This is a genomic window from Microbispora hainanensis, assembly GCF_006874475.1.
GTDB lineage: Bacteria > Actinomycetota > Actinomycetes > Streptosporangiales > Streptosporangiaceae > Microbispora > Microbispora hainanensis.
On record NZ_VIRM01000070.1, the window covers coordinates 16,604 to 39,206 of the forward strand.

Annotated in this window: 11 protein-coding genes; 5 read left to right on the top strand and 6 right to left on the bottom strand. The window is 66.2% G+C overall.

Annotated elements, in window-relative coordinates:
* Window positions 1-12: 12 nt before the first annotated feature.
* From FLX08_RS36250 to FLX08_RS41005, 4 genes are all read right to left on the bottom strand, one after another.
* Window positions 13-1,113 (bottom strand): radical SAM/SPASM domain-containing protein, encoded by a 1,101-nt coding sequence (locus tag FLX08_RS36250; RefSeq protein ID WP_167530713.1) that lies wholly within the window; start codon window positions 1,111-1,113, stop codon window positions 13-15.
* Window positions 1,114-1,214: 101 nt separating this feature from the next.
* A complete protein-coding gene (locus tag FLX08_RS36255; RefSeq protein ID WP_142624786.1) occupies window positions 1,215-2,165 on the bottom strand; it encodes a Gfo/Idh/MocA family protein in 951 nt (316 codons plus the stop codon).
* A 98-nt stretch (window positions 2,166-2,263) separates the two neighbouring features.
* Window positions 2,264-2,548: a hypothetical protein gene (locus tag FLX08_RS36260; RefSeq protein WP_142624787.1), complete on the bottom strand. Its 285-nt coding sequence runs from the start codon at window positions 2,546-2,548 to the stop codon at window positions 2,264-2,266.
* Complete coding sequence (locus FLX08_RS41005; protein ID WP_167530714.1) at window positions 2,545-3,009, bottom strand: ATP-binding protein; 465 nt, start codon at window positions 3,007-3,009, stop codon at window positions 2,545-2,547. The genes FLX08_RS36260 and FLX08_RS41005 overlap by 4 nt, the downstream gene beginning before the upstream one ends.
* A gap of 74 nt (window positions 3,010-3,083) precedes the next feature.
* Between FLX08_RS41005 and FLX08_RS36270 the strand changes: the two genes are divergently transcribed.
* From FLX08_RS36270 to FLX08_RS36280, 3 genes are read left to right on the top strand one after another with little or no spacing between them, the layout of a single operon-like run.
* Window positions 3,084-4,550 (top strand): NsdA family TPR-like regulatory protein, encoded by a 1,467-nt coding sequence (locus FLX08_RS36270; RefSeq protein ID WP_167530715.1) that lies wholly within the window; start codon window positions 3,084-3,086, stop codon window positions 4,548-4,550.
* Complete coding sequence (locus FLX08_RS36275; protein ID WP_142624790.1) at window positions 4,547-5,416, top strand: phosphotransferase; 870 nt, start codon at window positions 4,547-4,549, stop codon at window positions 5,414-5,416. The genes FLX08_RS36270 and FLX08_RS36275 overlap by 4 nt, the downstream gene beginning before the upstream one ends.
* A 10-nt stretch (window positions 5,417-5,426) precedes the next feature.
* Window positions 5,427-6,866 carry an NsdA family TPR-like regulatory protein gene (locus tag FLX08_RS36280; protein WP_142624791.1) on the top strand — a complete coding sequence of 480 codons (1,440 nt, stop codon included), beginning with the start codon at window positions 5,427-5,429 and terminating at the stop codon, window positions 6,864-6,866.
* Between the two features lie 488 nt (window positions 6,867-7,354).
* Here the strand turns inward: FLX08_RS36280 and FLX08_RS36285 are convergent, their stop codons facing one another.
* A complete protein-coding gene (locus FLX08_RS36285) occupies window positions 7,355-19,021 on the bottom strand; it encodes a DNRLRE domain-containing protein (RefSeq protein ID WP_142624792.1) in 11,667 nt (3,888 codons plus the stop codon).
* A 989-nt stretch (window positions 19,022-20,010) separates the two neighbouring features.
* The gene (locus FLX08_RS36290) at window positions 20,011-21,105 is read right to left on the bottom strand and encodes an NAD-dependent epimerase/dehydratase family protein (protein WP_244313143.1); all 1,095 of its coding nucleotides are present in this window, start codon (window positions 21,103-21,105) and stop codon (window positions 20,011-20,013) included.
* Window positions 21,106-21,340: 235 nt separating this feature from the next.
* On the opposite strand from FLX08_RS36290, the gene FLX08_RS36295 reads away from it, so the two are divergent.
* Together FLX08_RS36295 and FLX08_RS36300 are read left to right on the top strand one after the other, a co-directional pair.
* Complete coding sequence (locus tag FLX08_RS36295; RefSeq protein WP_208761892.1) at window positions 21,341-22,342, top strand: hypothetical protein; 1,002 nt, start codon at window positions 21,341-21,343, stop codon at window positions 22,340-22,342.
* Between the two features lie 76 nt (window positions 22,343-22,418).
* Window positions 22,419-22,603, top strand: a 185-nt coding sequence (locus tag FLX08_RS36300) for a helix-turn-helix domain-containing protein (protein ID WP_142624793.1), incomplete at its 3' end; no start/stop codon positions are given.

The following is a 22,603-nucleotide window of genomic DNA, read 5'->3' on the forward strand; positions in this document are numbered from 1 at the left end:
GGACCTCCGTGACTAGAAGAAGGCCCTGTGTGGGGCGGTGAAGGAGCCGAGGAACTCGATCAGCTTGTTCTGCCGATCGTGGACGCAGAACGGGCACCTTTTCAGGTCGAGCTCGGCCAGGATCTGACGGCGCTGCTCGCCGTGCCAGATCTCCGACAGCGAGGCGGTGTTGACGTTGCCGATGATTCCGTCGGTGGTTCGCTTCTGGGCGCACAGGTACACCGAGCCGTCCGCTCCGATCACCGGCTTGAACGCCTGCCAGTGGCAGCGGCTGTAGCCACGAACCTGGTGCACCGCGTTGTCGAAAATCCGGTCCACGATGTGCACGTCGAAGGTCTCGTCGTCCAACTCGATGGCTTCGGCCAGCTCCCGAAGCATCCGCTCGTGTAGCTCGGGGGCAATGGCGATCCCGGAGTACGACTTGTACTGGATGTAGTCGGCACCGCAGTCCTTCACCAGCCGCCCGCAGGCCACGATGTCGCCGACGTTGACCTCGTTGATGAAGAACCCCGTGCCGACCGTGCAGGGGCCGTCGGCCTTTGCCAGCGCGCGCAGGTTGGCGATGATCCTGTGGTGATCGTCGTTGCGGTGCAGCCGGGCGTGCAGCCGAGGGTCGGCGGCGTCGAGGCTGAACCGGACGTAGGTGGCGGCCTGCTTGAGTCGAGCGGCATGCTCGGGGAAGACTCGGGAGCCGTTCGTGACCAGGCCGACCGACATCCCGTGTCCAGCGGCCCGCTCGATCGCGTCCACAGTGGCGGGATGTGTCATCGGCTCTCCGCCACCGACGAAGAGGATCGATTGGCAGCCCAGCTCGGCCAACTCGTCGATCACACGGAACAGGACCGCGGTTTCGAGACGCTCGCCACGCTCTGCCGAGTGCATCGAGTGGTAGATGCAGAACGAGCAGTCGTGGTTGCACACGTTGCTCGGATCGACCTCGACACTCGCCGGAAAGACGTTCTTGCCGTCCAGGTACGCGAGTAGCTGCGCGTCCTGGGTCAGCAGGCGCATCGGGTCGAACAGGAATCGGAATCCGTGGGTTCGTTCGATGGCCGCGTACTTGTAGCCGACCTCTTCGGCCAGGGTGCGGATTCCCGACGTGAGCGTAGCCACGTCCTCATTGATCATTTGGTCTGCCGGTAGCAGCGGCAGGGTCTTCCTGCTCACGTAACTCGTCCTCTCTTAAGGCGTCGAACGGATCGGCAGATCTGCGTTCACGCGTGGGTGAGAAGGTGATCAGCGGGTGTGACACAGGCGCCCGTGCGAGCCGAAGCGAAGACCGCCTCAGTCGCCGCGACAACGGCGGCGCCCTGGCGCAACGTCGCGATGTCGCTCGGCAGGCCCAGCAGCGCGTCCCGGAATGCTTCATGCTGGCTTCGGAGCGGCTCGCCGATCGGTATCTCGTAGCTGATCGTCTTGTCTTCGGCGTAGTGGGTGAGGCGGCGTGTCAGTGCGTCGGCCAACACGCAGCCGTCGGCGGTTCTCGCGACGACAACTCGCTCCCGATGCGGAGAAGTCCGGCTGACCTCGATGTTCACGATCTCGCCGCCGCTGAGCCGCAGCAGGATCGCGGCGAGGTCCTCGTACTGAGGAGCGCCGTCATGGTTCACGTTGGCCGCGACAGATGTGACGTGGCGGCCGGTGAGCCACATGGCCAGGTCGATGACGGCGGCCCCCACGCTCGTCAAGACGTCGGCGCGTTCTGGGCAGCCCTCGTGCCTGCGGACGGCTACCTGATGAACAGTGCCGAAGTCCCCGCGGCGCAGGCGCAGACCCAACTCCTTCACCGTTGGGTCGTACCGTTCGATGTGGACCACGGCGCCGACCAGGCCCGCACCTTCGAACGCCCGGGCCAGCCGCATGACGGCCGGCACCGAGGGGGCGAGGGGCCTTTCGATGAGGGCGTGGATTCTGGCCGTCGCGAGGGCGAGTCCGATCCGCTCATGATCAGCGGTTGGAGTGGCGACAACGCAGTAATCCAACTCCAAGTGCAGCAACTCGCTGATGTCACGTACGGCGCGCACGCCGTCAAACTCCCCGAGTCGTGTCGGCTCTTTGTCCGCTACGGCGGCCAGGGTGACGTGTTCCAGCGAACGCAGAATCCTTGCGTGGGCGCTTCCCGCCGAACCGAGGCCGATGACCGCCGCCCGGAGACTTCTCTTCATCGCCGAACCGCCAGTTCGAGAATTCGTACAGCTGACAGGGTGGAAGGCGGGCGGCGTGGAACCTCGTGGGGGCTCGGACTCCACGCCGCCGCGCCGGTCTATCGGCCGACCTCGGCGAGCACACGCTCGACGCGATCGGCTGCGGCGGCGAGATCGCGTATAGGGGCGATCCGCTCGGGCCAGGGAAAGTAGAAGCACCACTCGCCATCACCGTCGATGGCGACCATCACGGTTTCGCTCATCACAGGTGCGGCAAGGTTGATCACATGCAGGCAGGGCGTCCGGCCCACAGCGGCGCGCAATCGAGCGGAGAAGCCGCGGCTCTCCAGTTCAGCGCCCAGCTTCTCCAGCCAGGAAACGGCTTCCTCCGGATCGATCGTCATAGCGGATCTCCCGAGAGGCGTGGGACGGGGACCTGACAGCGCATGGGAATGGCGAACCAGACGGACTTGCCGTACGCGTCCTCCCTCGTCGGGAAGGGGACGCCGTGTCGGCAGCCGCAGCGGGCTTTCGACACCTCGCGGACGATGGCGAGCCCGCGGCCGTGCTCCTCCTCGGGGCCGGCCACGCGCATGACGGGGTTGATGGTGCCGCTGTCGAGCACTTCGACGAGGAGCTCGTCCTGCTCGGACCGCACCACCAGCTCGAAGGGAGCGTCTCCGTACAGCACGGCGTTGCCGACGAGCTCGCTCACCATGAGAACGGCGTCGTCCACCAGATCCGCCTGGAGGCCCAATGCGGTGAGCGCACCTCTGATCAGCTGACGCGCTTGAGCCGCGGCCCGCGCGTCCTCCCGCAGCGGCCAGGCGGCAATGATGGCCGGCCGTTCCCGGACTAGAGTCACCGAATCCGCCTCCCTCTGCTGAATGTGCGGTGCTCCAAAGGTGTCGCCACCCACCTCACTGTCGGTAGCGAGAGGTGACCGCGCCGAAGGGCGGCGAATCCACACTGGAGGTGCGGTGGATCCACACCCGTGAGGAGCCGCTCCGGTCGGGCTTTCTGATCTACCGTCGGCATATGCCTGGTCACGACCTGGAATGCGCCAGGAGGATCCGGACGGGGGACTCGGACAGGTCCCCCAATGCGATCGCGCAGGACATACGTTCCTGCTGCGGCCACTCAGCCCTGAAAGCACACCGACTGGCCAGGGGCTGGACCATCGAGAAGGCCGTCGAGTCCTTCCACGAGATGTGCGCGCGTGAAGGGCTCGGTGCTCGAGGTCTCACGGTCCGTTCCTGGATCGAGTGGGAGGGCGAGCATCTGCCGAGCGCCGACTATCAGGACCTGCTCTGCCGACTGTTCCTCACCGGACCGGTACAGCTCGGGTTCGCGCGCTCGTACGGCCCATCGGACGAGCCGACGCGACCACCGCTGAATCAGCGCGCCCTCGTCACGGAGGTGGCTCGCGAGTCGCTCACGCACGCCAGTGAGGCTCAACTCAGCGATTTCAGCGCGATCACCCTGGAACACCTTGAGGACGAGATCCGTCGGCTCGCCAGCGAGTACGTCTACGCCGATCCGCTACCACTCTTCCACCGGATGCTTCACCTGCGCAGTGAGGTCTTCCGGCTCCTCAATGCGCGTGTCCGTCCTGGGCAGGCCGCCCAACTCATGCTGCTGGCCGGGCAGGTGTGCGGGCTGCTCGCGAACGCGAGTCTCGACCTCGGGGACCGAGCGGCGGCGATGGCTCAGGCGAAGGCCGCATGGACCTATGCCGCGGTCATCGATCACCATGCGCTGCGGGCGTGGGTGCGCGGGCTGCAGGCGATGATCGCGTACTGGAGCGGCTCCTCTGACACAGCCGTGCGCCTCGCTCAGGATGGTCAGCGTTACGCCCCCAGCTGTACGGCCTTCGCACGCCTCGCCAGTATCGAGGCACTGGCATCCGCGGCAATGGGCGTGGGGGCGGAGACCGTCCGCGCGATCGGCGGCGCGTGGGATCACAAGGGCGACTACGACGAGATCCACGACGGCGTCGGCGGCGAGTTCCGCTTCGACCTGGCCAAACACTCCTATCTCGCCGCGGGGGCCTTCGTGCACCTGCGCCACGCCGACGCAGCCATCGCCTACGCGGACCAGGCCGTCTCCCTGTACCGAACAGGGCCAGCCCACCTTCGAGCGTACGGGAACGAGGCGATCGCCTACGCGGACCTCACGGTGGGGCACCTCCTGAAGGGGGATTTGGAGGCCGCGACGGCCGTCGTGACCAACGTCCTGGCCCTGCCCGAGCATCAGCGCATCGACGGCCTCGCCCAGCGCCTGCAGGGAGTACGCCGCTGGGTGAGCGCCGAGCCGCGCTTCCGCGGGTGTTCGTACGCGCGCGCTTTGGTCGAGCGCATCGAGGAGTTCCGTGCTCTCGGGTCGAGAAGAGAGCTGGTGCGATGACGGCCGTGCTCTCGGGGGACGGCATCCTGTCCGCGCTCTGCCGCGCTGCCGGAGTCGACTCTCGCGGGGCCAGCCTGATTCGTATCTGCGCGAATGCCGTCTACTACCTCCCTCGGGCCAACGCCGTCGTCCGCATCGCGTCCGTCGACACTGCGGCCAAGGCCCGGCGGGCGATCCGCATGGCGCACTGGCTCGAAGACATCGGGTTTCCGTCGGTGCGTGTCCATGGGGACGTCCCCGAGGCCGTCGTCATGGATGGTGCCGTCGCCACCTTCTGGCAGTACCTTCCGCAACCTCGTAAGGCGCCGTCCGTCGTACGGCTCGCGCCGCTGCTGCGCCGGCTGCACAAGGAGCTGCCGCCCTTCCCACTTCCGCCGTGGGACCCGGTGTCGGATGCGCGGGCCAATCTGCAGCTGGCCGTCGGCATCCTCGCTGACCGCGACCGCGAGTTTCTCCAGCGGTGGTGCGACCGTCTGGACAGGGAGTTGCCGTCCACCCCTTACCGGCTGCCGTACGGACTCATCCACGGCGACGCATGGGCGGGCAACCTGCTCTGGCGCGGCGAGGAGGTCGTGCTGTGCGATCTCGACCAGATGTGTCATGGGCCGCTGGAGTGGGACCTGGTGCCCACGGTGGTCAACGACCTGCGTTTCGGCCATCCCTTTGTTGCGGAGTTCCTGGGCTCGTACGGATTCGACGTCATGGCCGCGGAGTCCTTCACACTGCTCCGGCAGGCCAGGGAGCTGACGATGCTGACCGGGGCGCTGCCAGCCCTGTCGAGCCGACCGTCCATCGCACGTGAGATCAGCAGAAGGATCGACACCCTGCGCGATGCCAGCCTGGGCCGGTGGACCCCGTACGAGTAGCTGCGCGCTCATGAGCGGTGACGTACCGTTGAAGCCGACCCTTGCTTGGGAGGGCCCCGAGATGGCCAGGCATGGACACGACGTCGAGTGCGCCCAGCGCATCCGCATGCTCCGGCTTCTTCAGGCGACCGATCCTCCATCGGTCGCGGTACTGCACGCAATCGCCGCTGAAATCGGTCAGTGCTGCGGACATCACCCGCTCAAGTGCTTCCGGCTCGCGCATGGGTGGAATAGCGCGGAGAAGGCCGTCCAAGCCCTGCACCGGTTGTGCGAAGACCAGGGGCTTGGCGCGCGTGGCCTGACCAAGCGATCCTGGCTTGACTGGGAGAGCGGGCACCGGCCGGGCGCGGACTACCTCGACCTGCTGTGCCGGCTCTTTCGGACGAGCCCGGTGGAACTCGGCTTCGCCACCGACTACACACCGGGTGTGAAGACGTCGGTCCCCGCGACGGAACGAGAACTGATCATGAGTGCCGCCAGCGAATCCAGCGACCACGCCGCAGAGATCGAGGCCACAGCCGTCGGACCCAACGCACTGGAACAGCTCAGCGACGACATCATCCGCCTGGCCCGTGCATACGTGCATGCGCCGCCGCTTCCGCTCTTCGGAGAGCTGACCCGGGTGCGCAACCGTACGTACCGACTGCTGGAGCGCACGCGGAATCCGAGGCAGCAGCACGAGCTGCACCTTGCGGCCGGGCAGCTCTGCGGGCTGCTGGGCAGCGCGAGCTTCGACCTCGGCTACCCGTACGCCGCGGCAGAGCAGGCGAGGGCAGCCCGCGTCTACGGGGAGGTGATCGGCCACAACGAACTGTCGGCATGGGCCGATGGGCTGCTCGCATGCGTGGAATTCTGGGCCGGTCGCCCGGCCCAGGCGCTCCGGTTGGTCGAGCGGGGGCTGGCCATCGCTCCCGCCGGTACGACTCGTGTTCGGCTGCTCAGCATCGCCGCCCGAGCGTCCGCCCTTCTCGGCGACAGCGATGGCACTCGCAACGCGATCCTTGCCGCCCGGGACGCTCGGGGACCGCAGGGAGAGCTGCACGAAGGCGTGGGCGGCGAGTTCGGATTCGACGAGGCCCGCGAAGCCTTCTGCGCCGGATCCGCCTATTTGAGTGCGGGCATGGCACAAGAAGCCGAGACAGAGTGCGAACGAGCGCTCAGCCTCTACCGAGCGGCGCCTGCCGAGCAGCGTTGGTATGCCGCCGAAGCGAGCGCCTGCGTCGATCTGGCCGCCGCCCGTCTCCTGAGCGGCGCCATCGACGGTGCCGCCCAGGTTCTGTCTCCCGTCTTCGCCCTTGAGCCGGGCAGACGTGTTGAGGGCCTGGTAAAGCGCATGGAGCATATTCGTGCCTCTCTCGCGTCCGTCCCGTCTCGCGAGGCGAGCGCCTTGGCCGAGAGGGTCGAGGACTTCGCCATGGAGACGGCCACCCGAGCGCTTCCATCAGCTTAACCGAGTTCGCTTCTCAGATCCTGCTAGCTATCGGAGAAAATTGGCAGGCTTTGTCGGCGATAAGGAGGTTGAAGCGTCGGTCGGGTGACGCCCTCGCTGCCGGGCGGCGCGAGCACCCCGGCACCCTGATTCCCGATGGGCACATCTTCATCCAGCCCTGGCCGTCGGGATCGAGTCGGCCCCACCGCGACCCCTCATTTACCAATGACATCACACAAGAAGAATTTGCTATTGACCTTCTTCTAAATCTCCAATAATTTCAGGCGCATAACACTCTGGATCCCTATCGAAGCCATTCCAGTACACCCAGAGGCGGCCACATACCGGACATCGAAACATGGAGGTGCATGCTCTATAGATTTCTTCGGCATCCACTAATCCCTCAAAGTCGTCAAACCTTGAGTCTGATATGATCTTCCATTCAAGGGGATTGGGAATTTCCCCACTTGTAGTGATAACATACATGCATCTGCAGCGAATTTTTGCCATCAGGGAATCACCACAACCTGACTAACGCGGGCGCCCGTGCGAGCTATCCTTACCTGTATATTAGCAAGTTGTTCTGGGGTAACGCTTGTCTTTGACAAATCGATGATCACGCCTCCACCTTGGACTTGACTCCCCTTCGATGCTGCGGTGCTGGCGATCCGGTTTACATTGCTAGTTATCGGCGTGTAGACGTCCCAGCGTACCCCGTCGACCAGTAAATCGCTCGTCTCGCCGCCAGCCCGGGTTCCAACTGGATCCCTTAAGAGCACGTTTTTGCCTTGCGCCGCCATGTATTCAGCACCGCGGACCTCAGAGGCAGATGGACTCTTTGCAGTTATGCGCAAAACGCCGAGTTTGGGGCCGGCGACAACCTTTCCCTTGCCGACTGCTTTAGCCCCGGCGCCGATTGCTTTGCCCCCGGCTCCTATGACAGCACCCCCGGCCGCCACCGCTTCGGGCCCCACCGCTAATGCCACAGGTGTGAGCAGGAGTGCTCCTGCCATGCCGTAGACGGTGGCACATTGAAGGGTGCTGGTGCATTGCTGTTGGCTAGGGCCACTACAGCTGACCGGATAGCCACCCCCGCTGTTGCAGGAAGGATACATAGACTTGTTGCGCTTTTCAGCCGCCTTCCTGTCATTCTCCTTGCTCTCAGCGGCCGCCTTCTCTGCGGCGGCTTTTGTGGCGGTTGCCCTTACTTTCTCACTCAGCGACTTGGTGCATTTAGCAGCCGTGTGCTGCTTCTTGCATTTTTCGAAGTCCTTGCACTCAGCCGCTGTCGTGCAGCTGTCGAATGCTGCCCCACGGGGGGCAACACTCAGCCCGGTGGGGTCCGACAGGCCGACTGGGTTGTTCCCCGCGTACCCGTAGGGGTTGGCCCATTGCGGTGTGCGGAGGTCGAGGAGGGGGTCGGTGGTGATGAATTTGGCGATGGTGGGGTCGTAGTAGCGGGCGGACAGGTAGTCCAGGCCGGTGTTGTCGTCTTCGGTCTTGCCCAGGAAGCCGTGGTCGGTGAAGGGCAGGTCGTCTGCTCCGCGCCGCTGCCCGAATGGCAGGTAGCGTTCGCGGGAGACCTTGCCGGTGGTGTCGTCGACAGCGAGTTGGGTGGAGCCGTGCAGGCCGGACATCATCCAGGTGACGCCGTCGCCGCCGGTGCGCATGGCCACCGTGGCGCCGTCGGGGGCGGTGTAGTAGCGCTTGCCGGTGATGGCGCCGCCGTTGACCTCGATTTCCATGGAGCCGAGGTAGAGGGTGGCCTTGCCGTCAGGATCGCGGCGGATGAGGCGTTGACCGTCGGCGTCGTACACCATCGTGGTGTCCTGGCCGGCGATGGTGGCCTTGTCCAGTTGCCCGAGCTCGTTCCAGGCGAAGGTGCCGGCCTTGCCGCTGACGGTGCGGGAGGTGAGCTGCCCGGCGTTGTCGTAGGCGTAGGTGTCGGTGCCTGTAGGACGGCTGATGGAAGTGACCGCGTTGGGACGGACCGCGTCCATCTCGGGCTGGGGGTAGTCGTAGATGGCGGCCTGGCCGTTGGAGGTCACGCTGGTGAGGTTGCCCACGCCGTCGTAGGCGTAGGACTGGGCGTAGGGGTCGATGCCCTGGTTGTCGGCGGTGGCCGTGCTGGTGCCGCAGGCGGTGGCTGTGGTGGTCCAGGCTTGAGACAGGCGGTGCAGGCCGTCGTAGGTGAAGCATTCGTACTGGCCGGGGCTGCCGCCGCTGGCCGTGGCGGCGTCGAGGATCTTTTTGATCTCGCCGGAGGGGTCGTATTCGTACCGGTCGTCCTGCACGGTCATGGGGTTGCTGGTGTCGGCCTTGGTCGTGGTGGTGACGCTCTTGACCCACCGGGTCTTGAGGTCATAGTCCAGGTGCCACTTGATCTTCCCACCTACCCCGTAGGCGCGATCGGCCAGCTGCCCGATGTTGGAGTAGGTGGTGGAGCCGACGTAGGTGAACCCTCCGCCCAGATCCGAGGTCATCTGAGAGGGAAGGTCCAGGTCGGTGTAGGTGGAGGTGACGGTCTCGGCGGGGAGGCCGCCTGCGGCGGGCATGGTGTAGGTGGCCACCCGACCGCTGATGGCGTAGGTGGTGGCGAAGGTGTAGGTGCCGGCCAGCATGCCTTCAGAGGAGGGGATGGTCAGCGTGGAACCTTTGGGCCGGCCCATCGTGTCGTAGCCGGTGATTGTGTCCACGTAGGCGTTTCCGCCGGCGTACCGGGTCGCAGAGGTCAGTTTCCCCTTCCCATTGGTGGTGACCGTGTCGTAGACCCACTCGGCCAGCTTGGTCCCGCTGTCACGCTCCCCTGCCCACAGGGCGGTCTGCCGACCGATGTCGTCGTAGGAGTAGGACAGCTTCTGGCCCTTGCCGTTGGTCGACCACAGCAGGCGGCCAGCGTCGTCGTATGCCTGGTGGGAGTCGCCAGCGTCGGGGTCGTGGGATGCGGTGCGGCGGCCGAGCAGGTCGTAGGTGAAGGTGCGGATGTTGCCGTTGGCGTCGGTCTGCTTGATCAGCTGTCCGTCGCGGTCGTACTCGAAGGTGGTGTCGTAGTGGTTCGGGACGTTTACGGTGACTGATTGCCAGGCCGTCCAGTCCGAGGTGATGCCGTTTTTGACGGCGCGGGCGTGCCAGCGGATCTTCCAGCCGTTGCTGAGAGTGCCAGCCGGGATGGTGATGGTGGCGTCGTTGCCGGAGGTCACCCCGTTGACCGTGGTCGTCCAGATCTGGCCGGTGTCGGCGGGGTCGTGTTCGACTTCGAACTCGGCGCCGAGCTGCCCGCCTTGGTCCGAGCGCACGGTGGCCAGCAGTGCGGGAGTCAGCGTGGTCGTCGTGCCGTTGCTGGCGGGCCGGGTGCGGGGGTTGTCGACGACCGGGATGAGCGAGCCTTCGGTCACGGTGAGCTGCTGCCAGTCCGACCAGGCGGAGGTCCCACCAGCGGTGACGGCGCGGGCGCGCCAGCGCACCAGCCAGCCGTCGGACAGCTTGCCGTCGGGAACGGTCACCGTCGCCTGGGCGCCGGAGGCGACGTCGTCGACCGCGGTCGTCCAGATGCCGCCGGTGCCTTGGCCTTCGGGGGCGGCGGGGTCGTGTTCGAGCTCGAACTCTGCCCGCAAGGGGCCGCCGGCGGGGTCGGTGACCTGGGCGAGCAGTTGCGGGGTCAGCGACGCGCTGGTTGTCTTGCCGTCCACCACTTCGGACGGGGTGACCTGCAGGGTGCCCAGCACCGGGTCGGGCTGATCGACGCGGACGGTCTGCCAGTCCGACCAGGATGACGCGGTCTCGCCGGCGATGGCGCGGGCGCGCCAGCGCACCAGCCAGCCCTCACTCAGCGTGTCGCTCGGAACGGTGACCGCCGCCTCGGTACCGGCAGGCACGTTATCGGCAGCGGTGGTCCAGATCTGCCCTGTGCCCTGGCCCTGGGGGGCGGCGGGGTCGTGTTCGAGCTCGAACTCCGCCCGCAGGGTGCCGCCGGCGGGGTTGGTGACCTGAGCACGTAGCTGCGGGGTCAGCGACGAGGCCACGGTGGTGTCGTCGACGACCTGGGAGGGGGTGATCTGCAGCGCGGTCACCCCGGGCTCGGAGGGCACGTTTGCGGCGTTGACGGTGGCGGTCTGCCAGTCCGACCAGGCGGAGGCGACCTGGGTGGCGGTGTTGACCGCGCGGGCACGCCAGCGAATTCCCCACCCGTTGGACAGGGCTCCGCCGGGGACGGTGACCGACGCCTGGGTGCCGGAGGCGACGTTGTCGGCGGCGCCGGTCCAGATGCCGCCGGTGCCGTGGGCGGTGTCGGCGGGGTCGTGTTCGACCTCGAACTCGGCCCGTAACGGTTGCCCGTAGGCGTCGGTGACGGTGGCCAGCAGCTGCGGCGTCAGCGACGACACCGCGGTCTTCCCGTCGACAGTCTGCGCGGGGGTGATCTGCAGCTGGGAGACGGTGGCGGCTGGGACCTTCACCGTCAGCGCCTGCCAGTCCGACCATGCGGAGGTGTTGGATCCGGCGGCGACCGCGCGGGCGCGCCAGCGGACCTTCCACCCGTCGGCGAGCTTTCCGGCGGGGACGGTGAGGGTGGCCTGGGTGCCGGAGGCGACGTTGTCGACCACCGGGTCCAGCACGGTAGTGATGGTGGCGGTCTGCCAGGACGACCAGGCCGAGGAGGTGGAGGTGCCGGTGTTGGTGGCGCGGGCCCGCCAGCGGACGTGCCACCCGTTACTGAGCTTCCCGGCCGGGACGACGGCGGGGGCGTCGTTGCCGGAGGTGACGCCGGTGGAGCTGCCGGTCCAGATCTGGCCGGTGCCTTCTGCCGTGTAGGCGGGGTCGTGCTCGATCTCGTAGTCGGCCCGCAGACTGCCGCTGGTGGTGTCGGAGACGGTGGCGTGCAAGGTCGGCGTCAACGACGACACCGCACCCCCAGTCACCGGGGCGATCGACAGGTTGCCGAACGTGGGGGACGACGACGGCAGCGAGTAGGTGGCGGTCAGCGCCGGCGGCTGCGCCCCATCGAAGGTGGCCTCCATGGAGTGGTAGTCCCGCCAGTCGTTGACTCCGCTTTCGTCGACGGCGCGTAGCTGCACACCGTACTGTGGCTTGCCGGCGGCCCAGTCCTGCGCCATCGCGGTGATGTCGTAGGTGATCGTGCCGCCGTTGCCGTCTGGGCACCAGTCCATGCTGTAGGCGTCGCGGCGGGTCACGGCGTCCTCGCTGGTGGTGCTGGGCTGGCTGTTCCAGGTGATGTCGTAGGCGTCCCAGGCGGAGTTGACCCTCCTCGCCTGGATTCCCGAGCCGAACGACCCGCATTGGGGGGCGGCATAGTTGAACAGCGACAGCTGCGCCTGCGTCACCGACTTACCCGCCAGCGCGGAGGTGTCGAACTGCAGGTATCCCCGAGAGATACCGATCTCCCCGGGGCCAATCTCCCCGGAGCCCACATCGATCAGGTCCTCATTCCACCACGAGGAGTAGGGATCCCAATCGCCGACGTAGGTGTCGCCCTGGGTGTCCAGGTTCACCGTCGGGTCCACGACCACCGGAAACGAGGTCGCGGGGTCGGCCAGGAACGCCGCATCCGGCGCGAGTTCCAGCACCTGGTGATCACCTTCATGGTTCAGGCGAGTGGCGATGCGCCCGCGGCGGGCGCCGTGCCCCTTGTTCGCCTTCGCCGTGGTACCTGCACCTGACGTGGCGTCCCCGCCAGCCCTGGCGTCTTTCGCCTTCATGGACCGGTTGAGCTTGGGGTACATGACCGGCTGGGCCACCGGGGCGACCAGCTTGCCCGCGCTGTCAGTCAGCGTGAGCCGGCCCTGAACGTCCTGCTGCAGCTTCCACCCGGTGGTCTTCACATTGACGCGGTAGTTGAGCTGAGTCGTGGGACGCTCACGCAACTCGATGTCGTGACGGACACCGCCCGGCAGCACCGTCACGACCAGGTCCGCACCCGGACCGGCCGCGTCGGTGTAACGGGCCCGGTTGCGCTCGACCGTCGGCCTGGGCAGCGGGGTCGGCCAGCTCAGCGCAATCGAGTTACCGGCCTCATCGCCCATAGTGGCGAACGGCCCATCCCCACCGGCAGACACCGTCACCGCAGGCCCGGCCTTGGGCACGAAGGCACCGTCCTTCTCCACCAAACTGGTGTCGATCGGCACCCACGCCCCGTCCCGCTTGATTCGTGTTGGGCGGGTGCTGACCGTCGTGGTGAACGTCTTCCCGTCCGGGTTCGCCACAGTCGAACTCGTCGCCGAGGTCAACCCCGCCATCTCGACCGGCTTACCCGACCGCTTCGCCTCAACCGACGCACGACCGTGCACGTCCTGCACCTGCGCCGCCGGCGCATCCGCAGCAGGCGCATTCGAGGCGGAGGCCGCGCCAGCCGCAGGGGCGGAAGCGGGAGCGGTGACAGCCGCCGCCGACTTGGCCGTCCCCGCCTGTGCGCTCCCGATGGTCCAAATGCTGCCGGTGCCGTGGGCGCTGTCGGCCGGGTCGTGCTCCAGCTCGAACTCCACCCGCGATGCCCCGGCGTCGGGTGTGGTGACGCGGGCGGCCAACGCGGGAGTGAGGGTGGAGGTGACCGTCTCCGCCGACAGCACCTGCGACGGGGTGACCTGCAACTGGTCCACCAGCGGGTCCGGTACGTTCACGGTCGTGGTTTGCCAGGCTGACCAGGACGAGGAGGTGGAGGTGCCGGTGTTGGTGGCGCGGGCCCGCCAGCGGATGTGCCACCCGTCGCTCAGCTTCCCAGCCGGGACCACCGCGGGGGCGTCGTTGCCGGAGGTGACGCCGGCGGAGCTGCCGACCCAGATCTGTCCGGTGCCCTCAGCCGTGTAGGCAGGATCGTGCTCGACCTGGTAGTCGGCCCGCAGACTGCCGCTGGCGATGTCGGAGACGGTGGCGTGCAGGGTCGGCGTCAGCGACGACACCGCGCTCCCCGTCACCGGGGTGATAGACAGGTTGCCGACCGTAGGGGAGGAGGAGGCGGTATAGGTGACCGTCAGGATCGGCCCGGCTGCGTCCTCCCACCACTCCCACGCCTCCGAGGAGTCGAAGCTGCGCCAGTTCTCAGAGGCGCTTTCGTTGGCGCTGCGCAGCGACACGCCGTACCCGGGCTTACCGGCGGCCCAGTCTTGGGCCATGGCGGTCACATTCCAGTTGACCTGCCCCGCCTCCTGCGCCGGGCAGGAGTCCAGGTCGTAGCCGTCCTTGCTGATGACGGCATCTTCGGTGGTCGTGTCAGGCTGACTCGACCAGCTGATGCTGTAGGGATCCCAATCGGCGGTCACCCGTCGTACCTGGATACCGGCACCGGTGGAACCGCAGGAGGTGCTGTAGCGGTTGCGCAGTGACAGCTCCGCCTGCGTGATGTTCTCGCCCCACAGGAAGGAGGTGTCGAAGTAGACATAGCCGCGGTCCAGTTCGCCGTAATACGACCCCGTCCAGATCTTGTCGTCGTCTGCGTGGATGTCGCTGTCGTAGTCGGCGACGTAGGTGTCGTCCTGGGTGTCGAAGTCCAACGTCGGGTCGACGGTCACCGGGTAGGTGAGTGTTGGGTCGGCCAGGAAGGACGCGTCCGGGGTCAGCTCCAGGACCTGGTGGTCGCCTTGCGCGGTGAGGCGGGTGGTAATGCGGCCCGTGCGCCGGTGCCGATCCTTGGCCTCAGGCCTGGCGTCCGCCTTCGCGTTCGCGTCGGTGTCGGCCTGGGTGTTCTTCACCTTCTCGCCCCGGGTGGGCTTGGGATACATGACGGGTTGGGCCACCGGGGCGACCAGCTTGCCCGCACTATCGGTCACAGTGAGCCGGCCCTGACCGTCCTGCTGCAGCTTCCACCCGCTGGTCTTCACTCCGATGCGGTAGTTGAGCTGGGTCGTGGGACGTTCCCGCAACTCGATGTCGTGACGGACACCACCGGGCAGCACGGTCACCACCAGGTCCGCACCCGGCCCGGCCGCATCGGCGTAACGCGCCTTGTTCCGCTCGACCGTCGGGCGGGGCAGCGGGGACGGCCAGCTCAGCGCAATCGAGTTACCGGCCTCATCGGCCACAGTGGCGAACGGCCCATCCCCACCGGCAGACACCGTCACTGCAGGCCCGGCCTTAGGCACCAAGGCGCCGTCCTTCTCCACCAAGCTGGTGTCGATCGGCACCCACGCCCCGTCCCGCTTAACCCTCGCCGGACGGGTGCTGACCGTCGTGGTGAACGTCTTGCCATCCGGATTGGCCACAGTCGAACTCGTCGCCGAGGCCAACCCCGCCACCTCAACCGGCTTACCCGACCGCTTCGCCTCAACCGACGCCTCGATGCGCGCGTCCTGCACCTGCGTCTGCGCCTGCGCAGGCGACTCCTTCGCGGCCGGCGCATTCGCGGCAGAAGCGGGGGCGGTGACAGCAGTCGAGGACTTGGCTGTTTCCGTCTTGCCGGCAGCAGCGGGGGATGTGATCGATGAAGAGGACGGCGTCGGGCCAGCAATGGCAGTTTGCTGGGCGGTGCCGGTTCCGGTGAGCCATTCCTCGATCTTGGTGACCTGGTCGGCGGCATCGGTGTAGTAGACGGTCTTGCCCCCAACGGGCGGCGTCACCTCATACTTATCCGCGCCCAGATACTTCGTCGTGGTGTGGCGAAGCTCGTCAGATTCCGACTTGTCGATCTGGGCGGTGATGCGGCCGAGGCTGTCGTAGACCGCCGTGGACCATTGCGGCAGGGACTCCAAGTCGGGGTTGAGCAAGCCGGACCCCGGCTGGGCCGTGTTGTGAGCAGGAGCGGAGGTCGCGGCGGTCAGCCCTCGCGCGTCGTAGGTGGTGACCTGGACGACCCGGCCCCCGGCGGGTGAGGCGGTCTGTACCTCGCGCGGCCGTCCCAGTCCGTCGACGTAGGTGTGGGTGGACACCCACTTGGCTGATGTGCCGCTGCCCGACTGCAGACGCGAGACCGTGGTCTTGGCCGGCCCGGTCACCACACCGTCGGAGTCGGCGGGGATCGCGTAGGCGACCTTCGCCGCCGGCGTGTTCCCGGACTTGGGTGCCTCCGGCGTCCACAGCTGCAGGGTGCGGCCGAGCGCGTCGTAGTCGATGTTGACGTCGTGGTTGTTGGCGTCGCGCATACCGACCGGCTGACCGTTATAGGGCGACGACCACGTCGTCACCGACTGGCCAAGGGGGTTGGTGACCGTCACCCCGCCAGAGGGCCATCCCACGGCAGGGGCGTAGGTTATGGTGGTCGTCTTGTGTAGTAGGTCCGTCGACGACAGGGGCCGCCCGTAGTTGTCGAAGGTCGACATGGTTGCCGTGTAGTCCGAATCGCTGCTGTAGGCCCGGATCTCGGTGGCATCACCGCGGGTCGGCGTGTTCGCACTCGGGCTGGTCGCCCCGTCGTACAGGGTGATCGACCGCGCTAGCAGCGTCCCGGAGGAGCAGTCGTCCCCGGCATGTCTTTCTTCCGAGGCCTCGTAATCGATCAGCCATTTGCTGGTGTTACGGGCGTAGGTGATGGCGGTGCAGGTGTTGTCGGAGCCGACACCCCGTTCCCCGTAGTCGTTGACCTTCTTCGGCAGACCGTCGGCGTTGTACTCGGTGGCGGTCTCGCTGTAGCGCCACCCGGAGGTGGCCTTCTCGCGGGTGACCTCACGTATCTGGTTGACCTGGATCGACCCATACCATCCGGCGCTGCCTGTCACCACGGGGTCGTACTCATACCGTGTGGAGGTGTCTTCCACCAGCGTCTTCGGCCCGGGCGGGGTGGTCGGGCATGGCCCTAAATCCTCCCAGTAGGGATAACCCCAGTCGGGTGGGAGCCCGAGGGTGTCGTCCAAGGCCTCCCAGTGGTGTTTCTGGTACGACACCCGATCGCCTTCGCCGTAGTCCCCACTCGACTTCCACGCCGGGTAGGAGCAGGTCGTCACCGAGCTGGTGAGGGCGGTCACGCTGAAGGTCTGCTCCTGCAGCGTCTGCCCCATGAGATCCCGACCGTCGTAGTAGGCATTGCCGTCGAAGTCCGTGACCGTGGATTGTTTCGGCGTTCCGTCAGCCAGGATGTCATCCGCCATGCCGCGGTAGAAGGTGGAGGTGGTGGTGCTGTAGTCGGCCGGGTTCGTACCCGACCCCTTGGTCACCTGCACACTGTCGTAGCCCCGGAACTCCGACCAGTTGCCCGGCCAGTTCTCGTCACACGTCGGGAAGCCGAGGTCGTCGAGCATGTAGGAATCGCCGACGCACTCGTGCGGGATGTAAAACGGCTGCAGCGGCAAGGCCCATGCCGGTTCGCCCTGATACTCATATTGCGTCACCTGGTCCGGCGACCCCGCCACGAGGTCCCGTTCCACGGTCTGCGTGACCAGCCATTTGTTGTAGACCCCCCCATTCTCATAAATGGGAGAATCCTCACCGAGCGTGTAGTAATACACCTCCATCCCGTAGCAGTCGAAAATGTTCGTGTCCCAGATATCCGTCCACTGCCTCATGTCCGGGTCGCAGGGAGCGACCTGGCCATACGTGATCTCCGTGACACCGCCCAGGCCGGTGGTCACCGCGGAGATACGCGGCAACTGAAAGCGCGGCTTGTCGGTATTGAACTCCTGGTAGTCGACCCGGTTGTCCAACAACGTCGCGGTGAAGTCCACCGAAGGCGCCTTGATGTCGGACCCGGAACCCGCCATGCCCACGGGGCGGATCTTGTCCAGCCACAGCACCGGCTTGCCGATACAGACATCGCCCCAGCTCCCGTAGCAGTCCGAGTCGATCCACGAGTAACTCAACTCGAGCCGCGATACGTCCTCCCACGTAGTCGCGTTCCACGACGATGTCGTCACCGTATCCAGTCGCTTGCTGGTGAAGAACGTCGCGGTTCCGTTGCTTCCGCAGTCCTGCGCCAGCTGACACAGCAGGTCGGTCGGAGTGTCGTCCTCCCAGTCGGTAATCCCATCCGGAGGCGTGCCACGGTCCTCGACCCCGAAGGTGATCCTTCCCGTGGGCACCGACCCGGTCACGTTCACGTTGTGACCGTAGGTGACCTCCGACAGGTACCCGCCCCGGTCATAATCCAGCGTGTACTCCGGCACCCAATGGCACACCGTTCCGCCCGCGCGGCAATAGGTGTTGGTCTCCCGCTCGTAGGAGTAATCGATCACGTTGCCCTTGACGTCGACCTCTTGGTCCAGCTGCCATCGCCAGGGAGCATCGCAGAACGCCGACGTCGTCGGATACGACGACCCGGTGGCGACGAATGCCGAATGACACGGCTCTCCGCTGTCATCACCGAGAACAGGCACCTGCCAGGAGGAATCCCGGTGGTACCCGAAGCGGTAGACCGTGCCATCCTGATCGGTCACCTTCCAGTACGGCTGGCCACTTTGGCCACCGGAGGTCACGTACTGGATCTTCCAGCCGAAATCATCGGCCGTCTTGTAGGTGCCCGAATCCGAATCCCGCATAATCTGCGAAGAGCGACCACCCACCGACAGCGTCAGGGCCGAACCCGAGGCCGTGCCATCCGGCGACTCCCAGCACAGATGGCCTTCCAACCGGTCCTCATACGCGCCACACGGCATGAACTGCCGCTCGATGAAACCCGCGTTCAACTCCCAGCCCAACCCCGCTACCGAGGCCTGGTTGTTGGTATAGGACGTCAGCGAGTCCACCGATGACGACGAATACTGCAGGGCAAGCCCGGGTGCCGAGCCTCCCGGCGCCGGCACGGCCGGAAGCGGGTAGCTGTAGGAGAAATCCCCGCCGGAAAGCCCGACCTGCCACGTCCCGGACGGCTTCAGATCCGTCGCCGCGAACGACCCCGTCGCATCCGATGCCGTCGACGCAGCCGAGGCAGCCAGCACATACACCGACGCATCGCCCGCCGCCCCCGCAGCCGCAACACCGGAACCGGCCGCAGGTGCCGGATCCGCGTCCAGCACCGCGGTCACCCTGCCGTGCACCACGTCATTGACGACCGGCAGCGTCCGCGTCGTCGCCTTGGCCCGCTCCACGCACTCCTGCGACGGCCGGCTCTCAAGCATGCACGCCGGCACCCGCTTGAGGGTGAGACGTGACGCGAAACCGCCCGAATAGGCATTCCGGAACGAGGAGTAATCCAAAGCCACCCGGGCAGGAGCCGCATCCGTACCGCCGTCGCCGCGCGTCAGCCGCACCGCGAGCCCGACTCCTCCCAGACGGCGCGCCACCGCGTTGTCGAACGTCTCCACCTGAACCGATGACGGTGACTTCCGTGGCGGTCTCCTGGCCTTGGAAGCGGAGGTTGGTGTCGCAGTCTTCTTAGAGCGAGGCGTCACCCTGCGGGTAGGCATCGGCCGGTGAGCCGGCATGCGAGTCACCGTCGGCCTAGGGGTGGGCGCGGGCGCTACCTTCGGTGTGCGCGTCGGCTTGGGTGCCGGGGTCGCCGTGGCCATCGTGGAGGCATCCGGCGCCTCTACCGGAGTCACCGAAACCGGCAGACCCGCAACCGCAGCCGCGCCCTTAGACAGATCGACCTGGCCGGTCCCAGCCTTCGGCCACACCGGCGCTGGACGCTTCACCGGCTTCTGCAGATCCTCTGCACCCTTGGCCACCGACTTCACCCGAACCGGCTGCCCGTCAATACTCTGCTCAGAGCTCGGCGACGGCGCGTCAGCAGCAGCCGGCTGCACCAGTCCATCCGGCACGCCGACCCCGGCGACGAACACGCCGAGGGCGACAACCACCCCGACCCACGCCCGTGAAAAACGACCGCGAATCGTGCTGGGCAGCAGTTTCCGGGCACGCGAAATCGGCACGCCGAACCCCTCCGCACGCAAAGCGAAGCGCGCGGCACGGCACGGCCGCTCACCTCTATAAAGCCGAAATAAAATGACCAAACCGGATCATGCGTGCCTGACAACCGCAGGTCAAGACCTACTTCGCATCTGGATGATCACCTGCCGTTATCTAGACGACAGCCATCATTCCCGTCCATAAGGTCCCACCAGGCACGTTCCAAACGAGGAGGAGAGCCACGAAGCGTAGACGTGCGATTTACATCACATCGCAAGCCGTCCCCTTGACATGGTGAGCGCAAAGCGTACGCAAGCCGCGCACTTCTCCGGCGCCTGCCTGTCTCATCAGCAAGAGTCACCAGGAGGCGCGGCGACGACGGTAAACCGTCGGGTCAAGGCAATACTCTCGGTGTGGGGCCACCGAGTGCTGATCAACGCAGTGACTACCGACGGCGATCCCATGCCTTGAGGAGATCGCGTTCCCGCTTCAGGGACAGCCCATGGTGAGCTTGTCGACCGTAGGCGAGAGGGCCGCCGGCCTCGGTGAGCCAGAGGTGCGTGTCACGAACAGTCGCCGCGGTCGGCCGGCATACCAGGCCAGCCGCCAATCCTGCCGTCGAGTCCACCTGCCATGTCCCCAGGGGAGTCCGCCACAGGGGTATCTCAGTCCACTGCCTCACGTCGTGCTCAACGAGAAAGGCGTCGTCCACCCAGGTCAGTTCGGCCGCCGAGCTCGTGACCGTCCTGCAGGCGTCGAGCATCTCCCCGAAGGTCGCGCGGCCCTTCGGGGCGGTGACATTGAAGGTCCCTGTGGTGCCCTGTGCAAGGCAGCTCAACGTGAAGGCCGTCAGGTCCCGGATGTCGATGGGCTGGATTGGCTTGGCCGGCCGGCCCGGGGCCAGGACCCGGCCGCCTTGAGCTATTCGTCGCAGCCACCAGGTGAGCCGGCCGACGTTCTCCTGTGGTCCCAGGATCACTCCGGGGCGCAGTACGGTGACAGCTCCTTCGAACGCCTCCTGTACGGCGCGCTCGCAGCCGGCCTTGTAGGCGCCGTACTGTGCGGCGGACCAGTTCGCCTCATCTTCGGCGGTACCAAGGGCATCCGGTGGACAATCGTAGACGTTGCTGTCCTCGTTGACCGGCTCAGCAGGCCAGCCTGGATACACGGAGATGGTGGAGAGGAAAACGTACGCGCTCGCCCTGTCGGATAGGAGACGCGCGGCGTTTCCTACAACCTGAGGAACATAGCCGCTGGTGTCGACCACCCAGTCCCACTCCCCTCCTTGAACCAAGGACAGCAGGTCGGATCTGTTCTCCCTGTCCCCGCGAACGGCCTCAACTCCGGGTACGTCGTGCCCCGTCTGGCCGCGATTGAATGTCGTCACCTGGTGCCCTTGGGCAAGTGCCTCTTCCACAAGCACCCTGCCTACGAAGCGCGTCCCGCCGAGCACCAGAATCCTCATGTCTCCGATCATCACGCAAGCAGGCAGTGGCGTCGACAGGATCACCATGCCCTCGGCGGCCAGCAGCCTTCCCATCACCGCTCCCGTTACCCTTCCGGCTGGCCATCCTTTTTCAAATGGGCGCCTCCACCGATGCATTTCCGCTGGTAGAGCCGCTGGCGCCAGGGCCGGACATCACCCCGACTCGAGAGCTGCCAAGACACTCACAGATGTTCTCGCGGGGAGTTTCCAGGATCCACATGACTACTCGAAATCAAATCAATAACCCCCCACCGAGAGCCCACTTACAGAATGTCGTCGCCATTCACGTGTGACAATCAGACTCATTCTCTTCACATTTACCCTCCCGGTATGCACCATCTTTGACCTGGTAAAACATGGCAAGAATGGCCTCAACCTCGTTGATTCGATCTCCGTTTCGCGGTTCAATTGGATTGACCAAGAAAACGGTGACACACGCGATTGTGTGTCGCAAGCCAATCGGAGAGCGATCATGCCAAACGGAGTTCCCGGGAAATGCGTTCCCGCAAACGTCCCCGGTGTCAGCCTCGCCCCTGAGGACATGGCGCGCGTAACGGCGGACGACTGGGCAGAGATTCAAAGGCTCGCGCGCGGCTACTGCCGTACTGTCGATGCAACGCGTTCGCGTAAGCGCATGGACGGAAGCGCAACCATCGTCAAGGGCGGGCACGCGCCGTACGGAACCGACGATGTATCGGACGACGTCACCCAGGACGCCGTTCTTCTCTTCGCTCAGCGCCTGCGTGACGTACTCGCGTCCTGCGCCCCTGCCCCGGACAGCGGTCCTACTCGGGAGACTCAGGCATGGGTCTACGTCCGTCGAGACGGCGGAGAGATGCCGATCACTCGTACGACTCTGCAGAGGTGGGCGGTTCGCGATGCCGCCGCGCGGAACGGCTATCGCGTCGACGTTCCGGCGGATGAGATCGACGCGACGCCGGGGGCTCAACTCATGCGCGGTGTACCGCGTTCGGAGACGGTTACGGGGGCGACAGTGGCGTTCTGCGTGTCTCAGCACAACGCAGAGATGTTCCGCACGGCATTCGGGGACGGCACGGACTTCCCCGTCCTGCGTCGGGCTCTCAGCATCGCGGCTCAGGCTGATGACCTGGGACGCGCGGGCGTTCTCGCCAAGACTGCGCAGGCTCAGCACGGCGGAGCGTACGGCTCCCGTCGTGCCGTGATCCGGGTACGGGACGCCGGACGGGCCGAATGGCGAGAGCTGTCGGCCCGCCTGGACGACGCCAGGGGCGCCATGGTGTACGGAGGCGCCGAACCCACAGAGAACTAGCAGAAAGCCGCTACGGAACTTAAATGGGTCTTGTCGGTGAGCTGACGAGGGCTGATCTGCTCTGTATGACCAGGGTGTGCGGTATGCGCAAGGCGGCGGCTTCACCCCCCAGGAGCAGCGGCGCCGCGAGGAGGTACGGCTGCAAGCAGCCGAGATGTTCGAGCAGGGGGTCACGAACGCGGCGGTAGCCCGGACGTTGCGGGTCACCCATAGGTCGGTGGAGCGGTGGCGGCGCGCCTGGCGCGAGGGCGGCACAGCCGG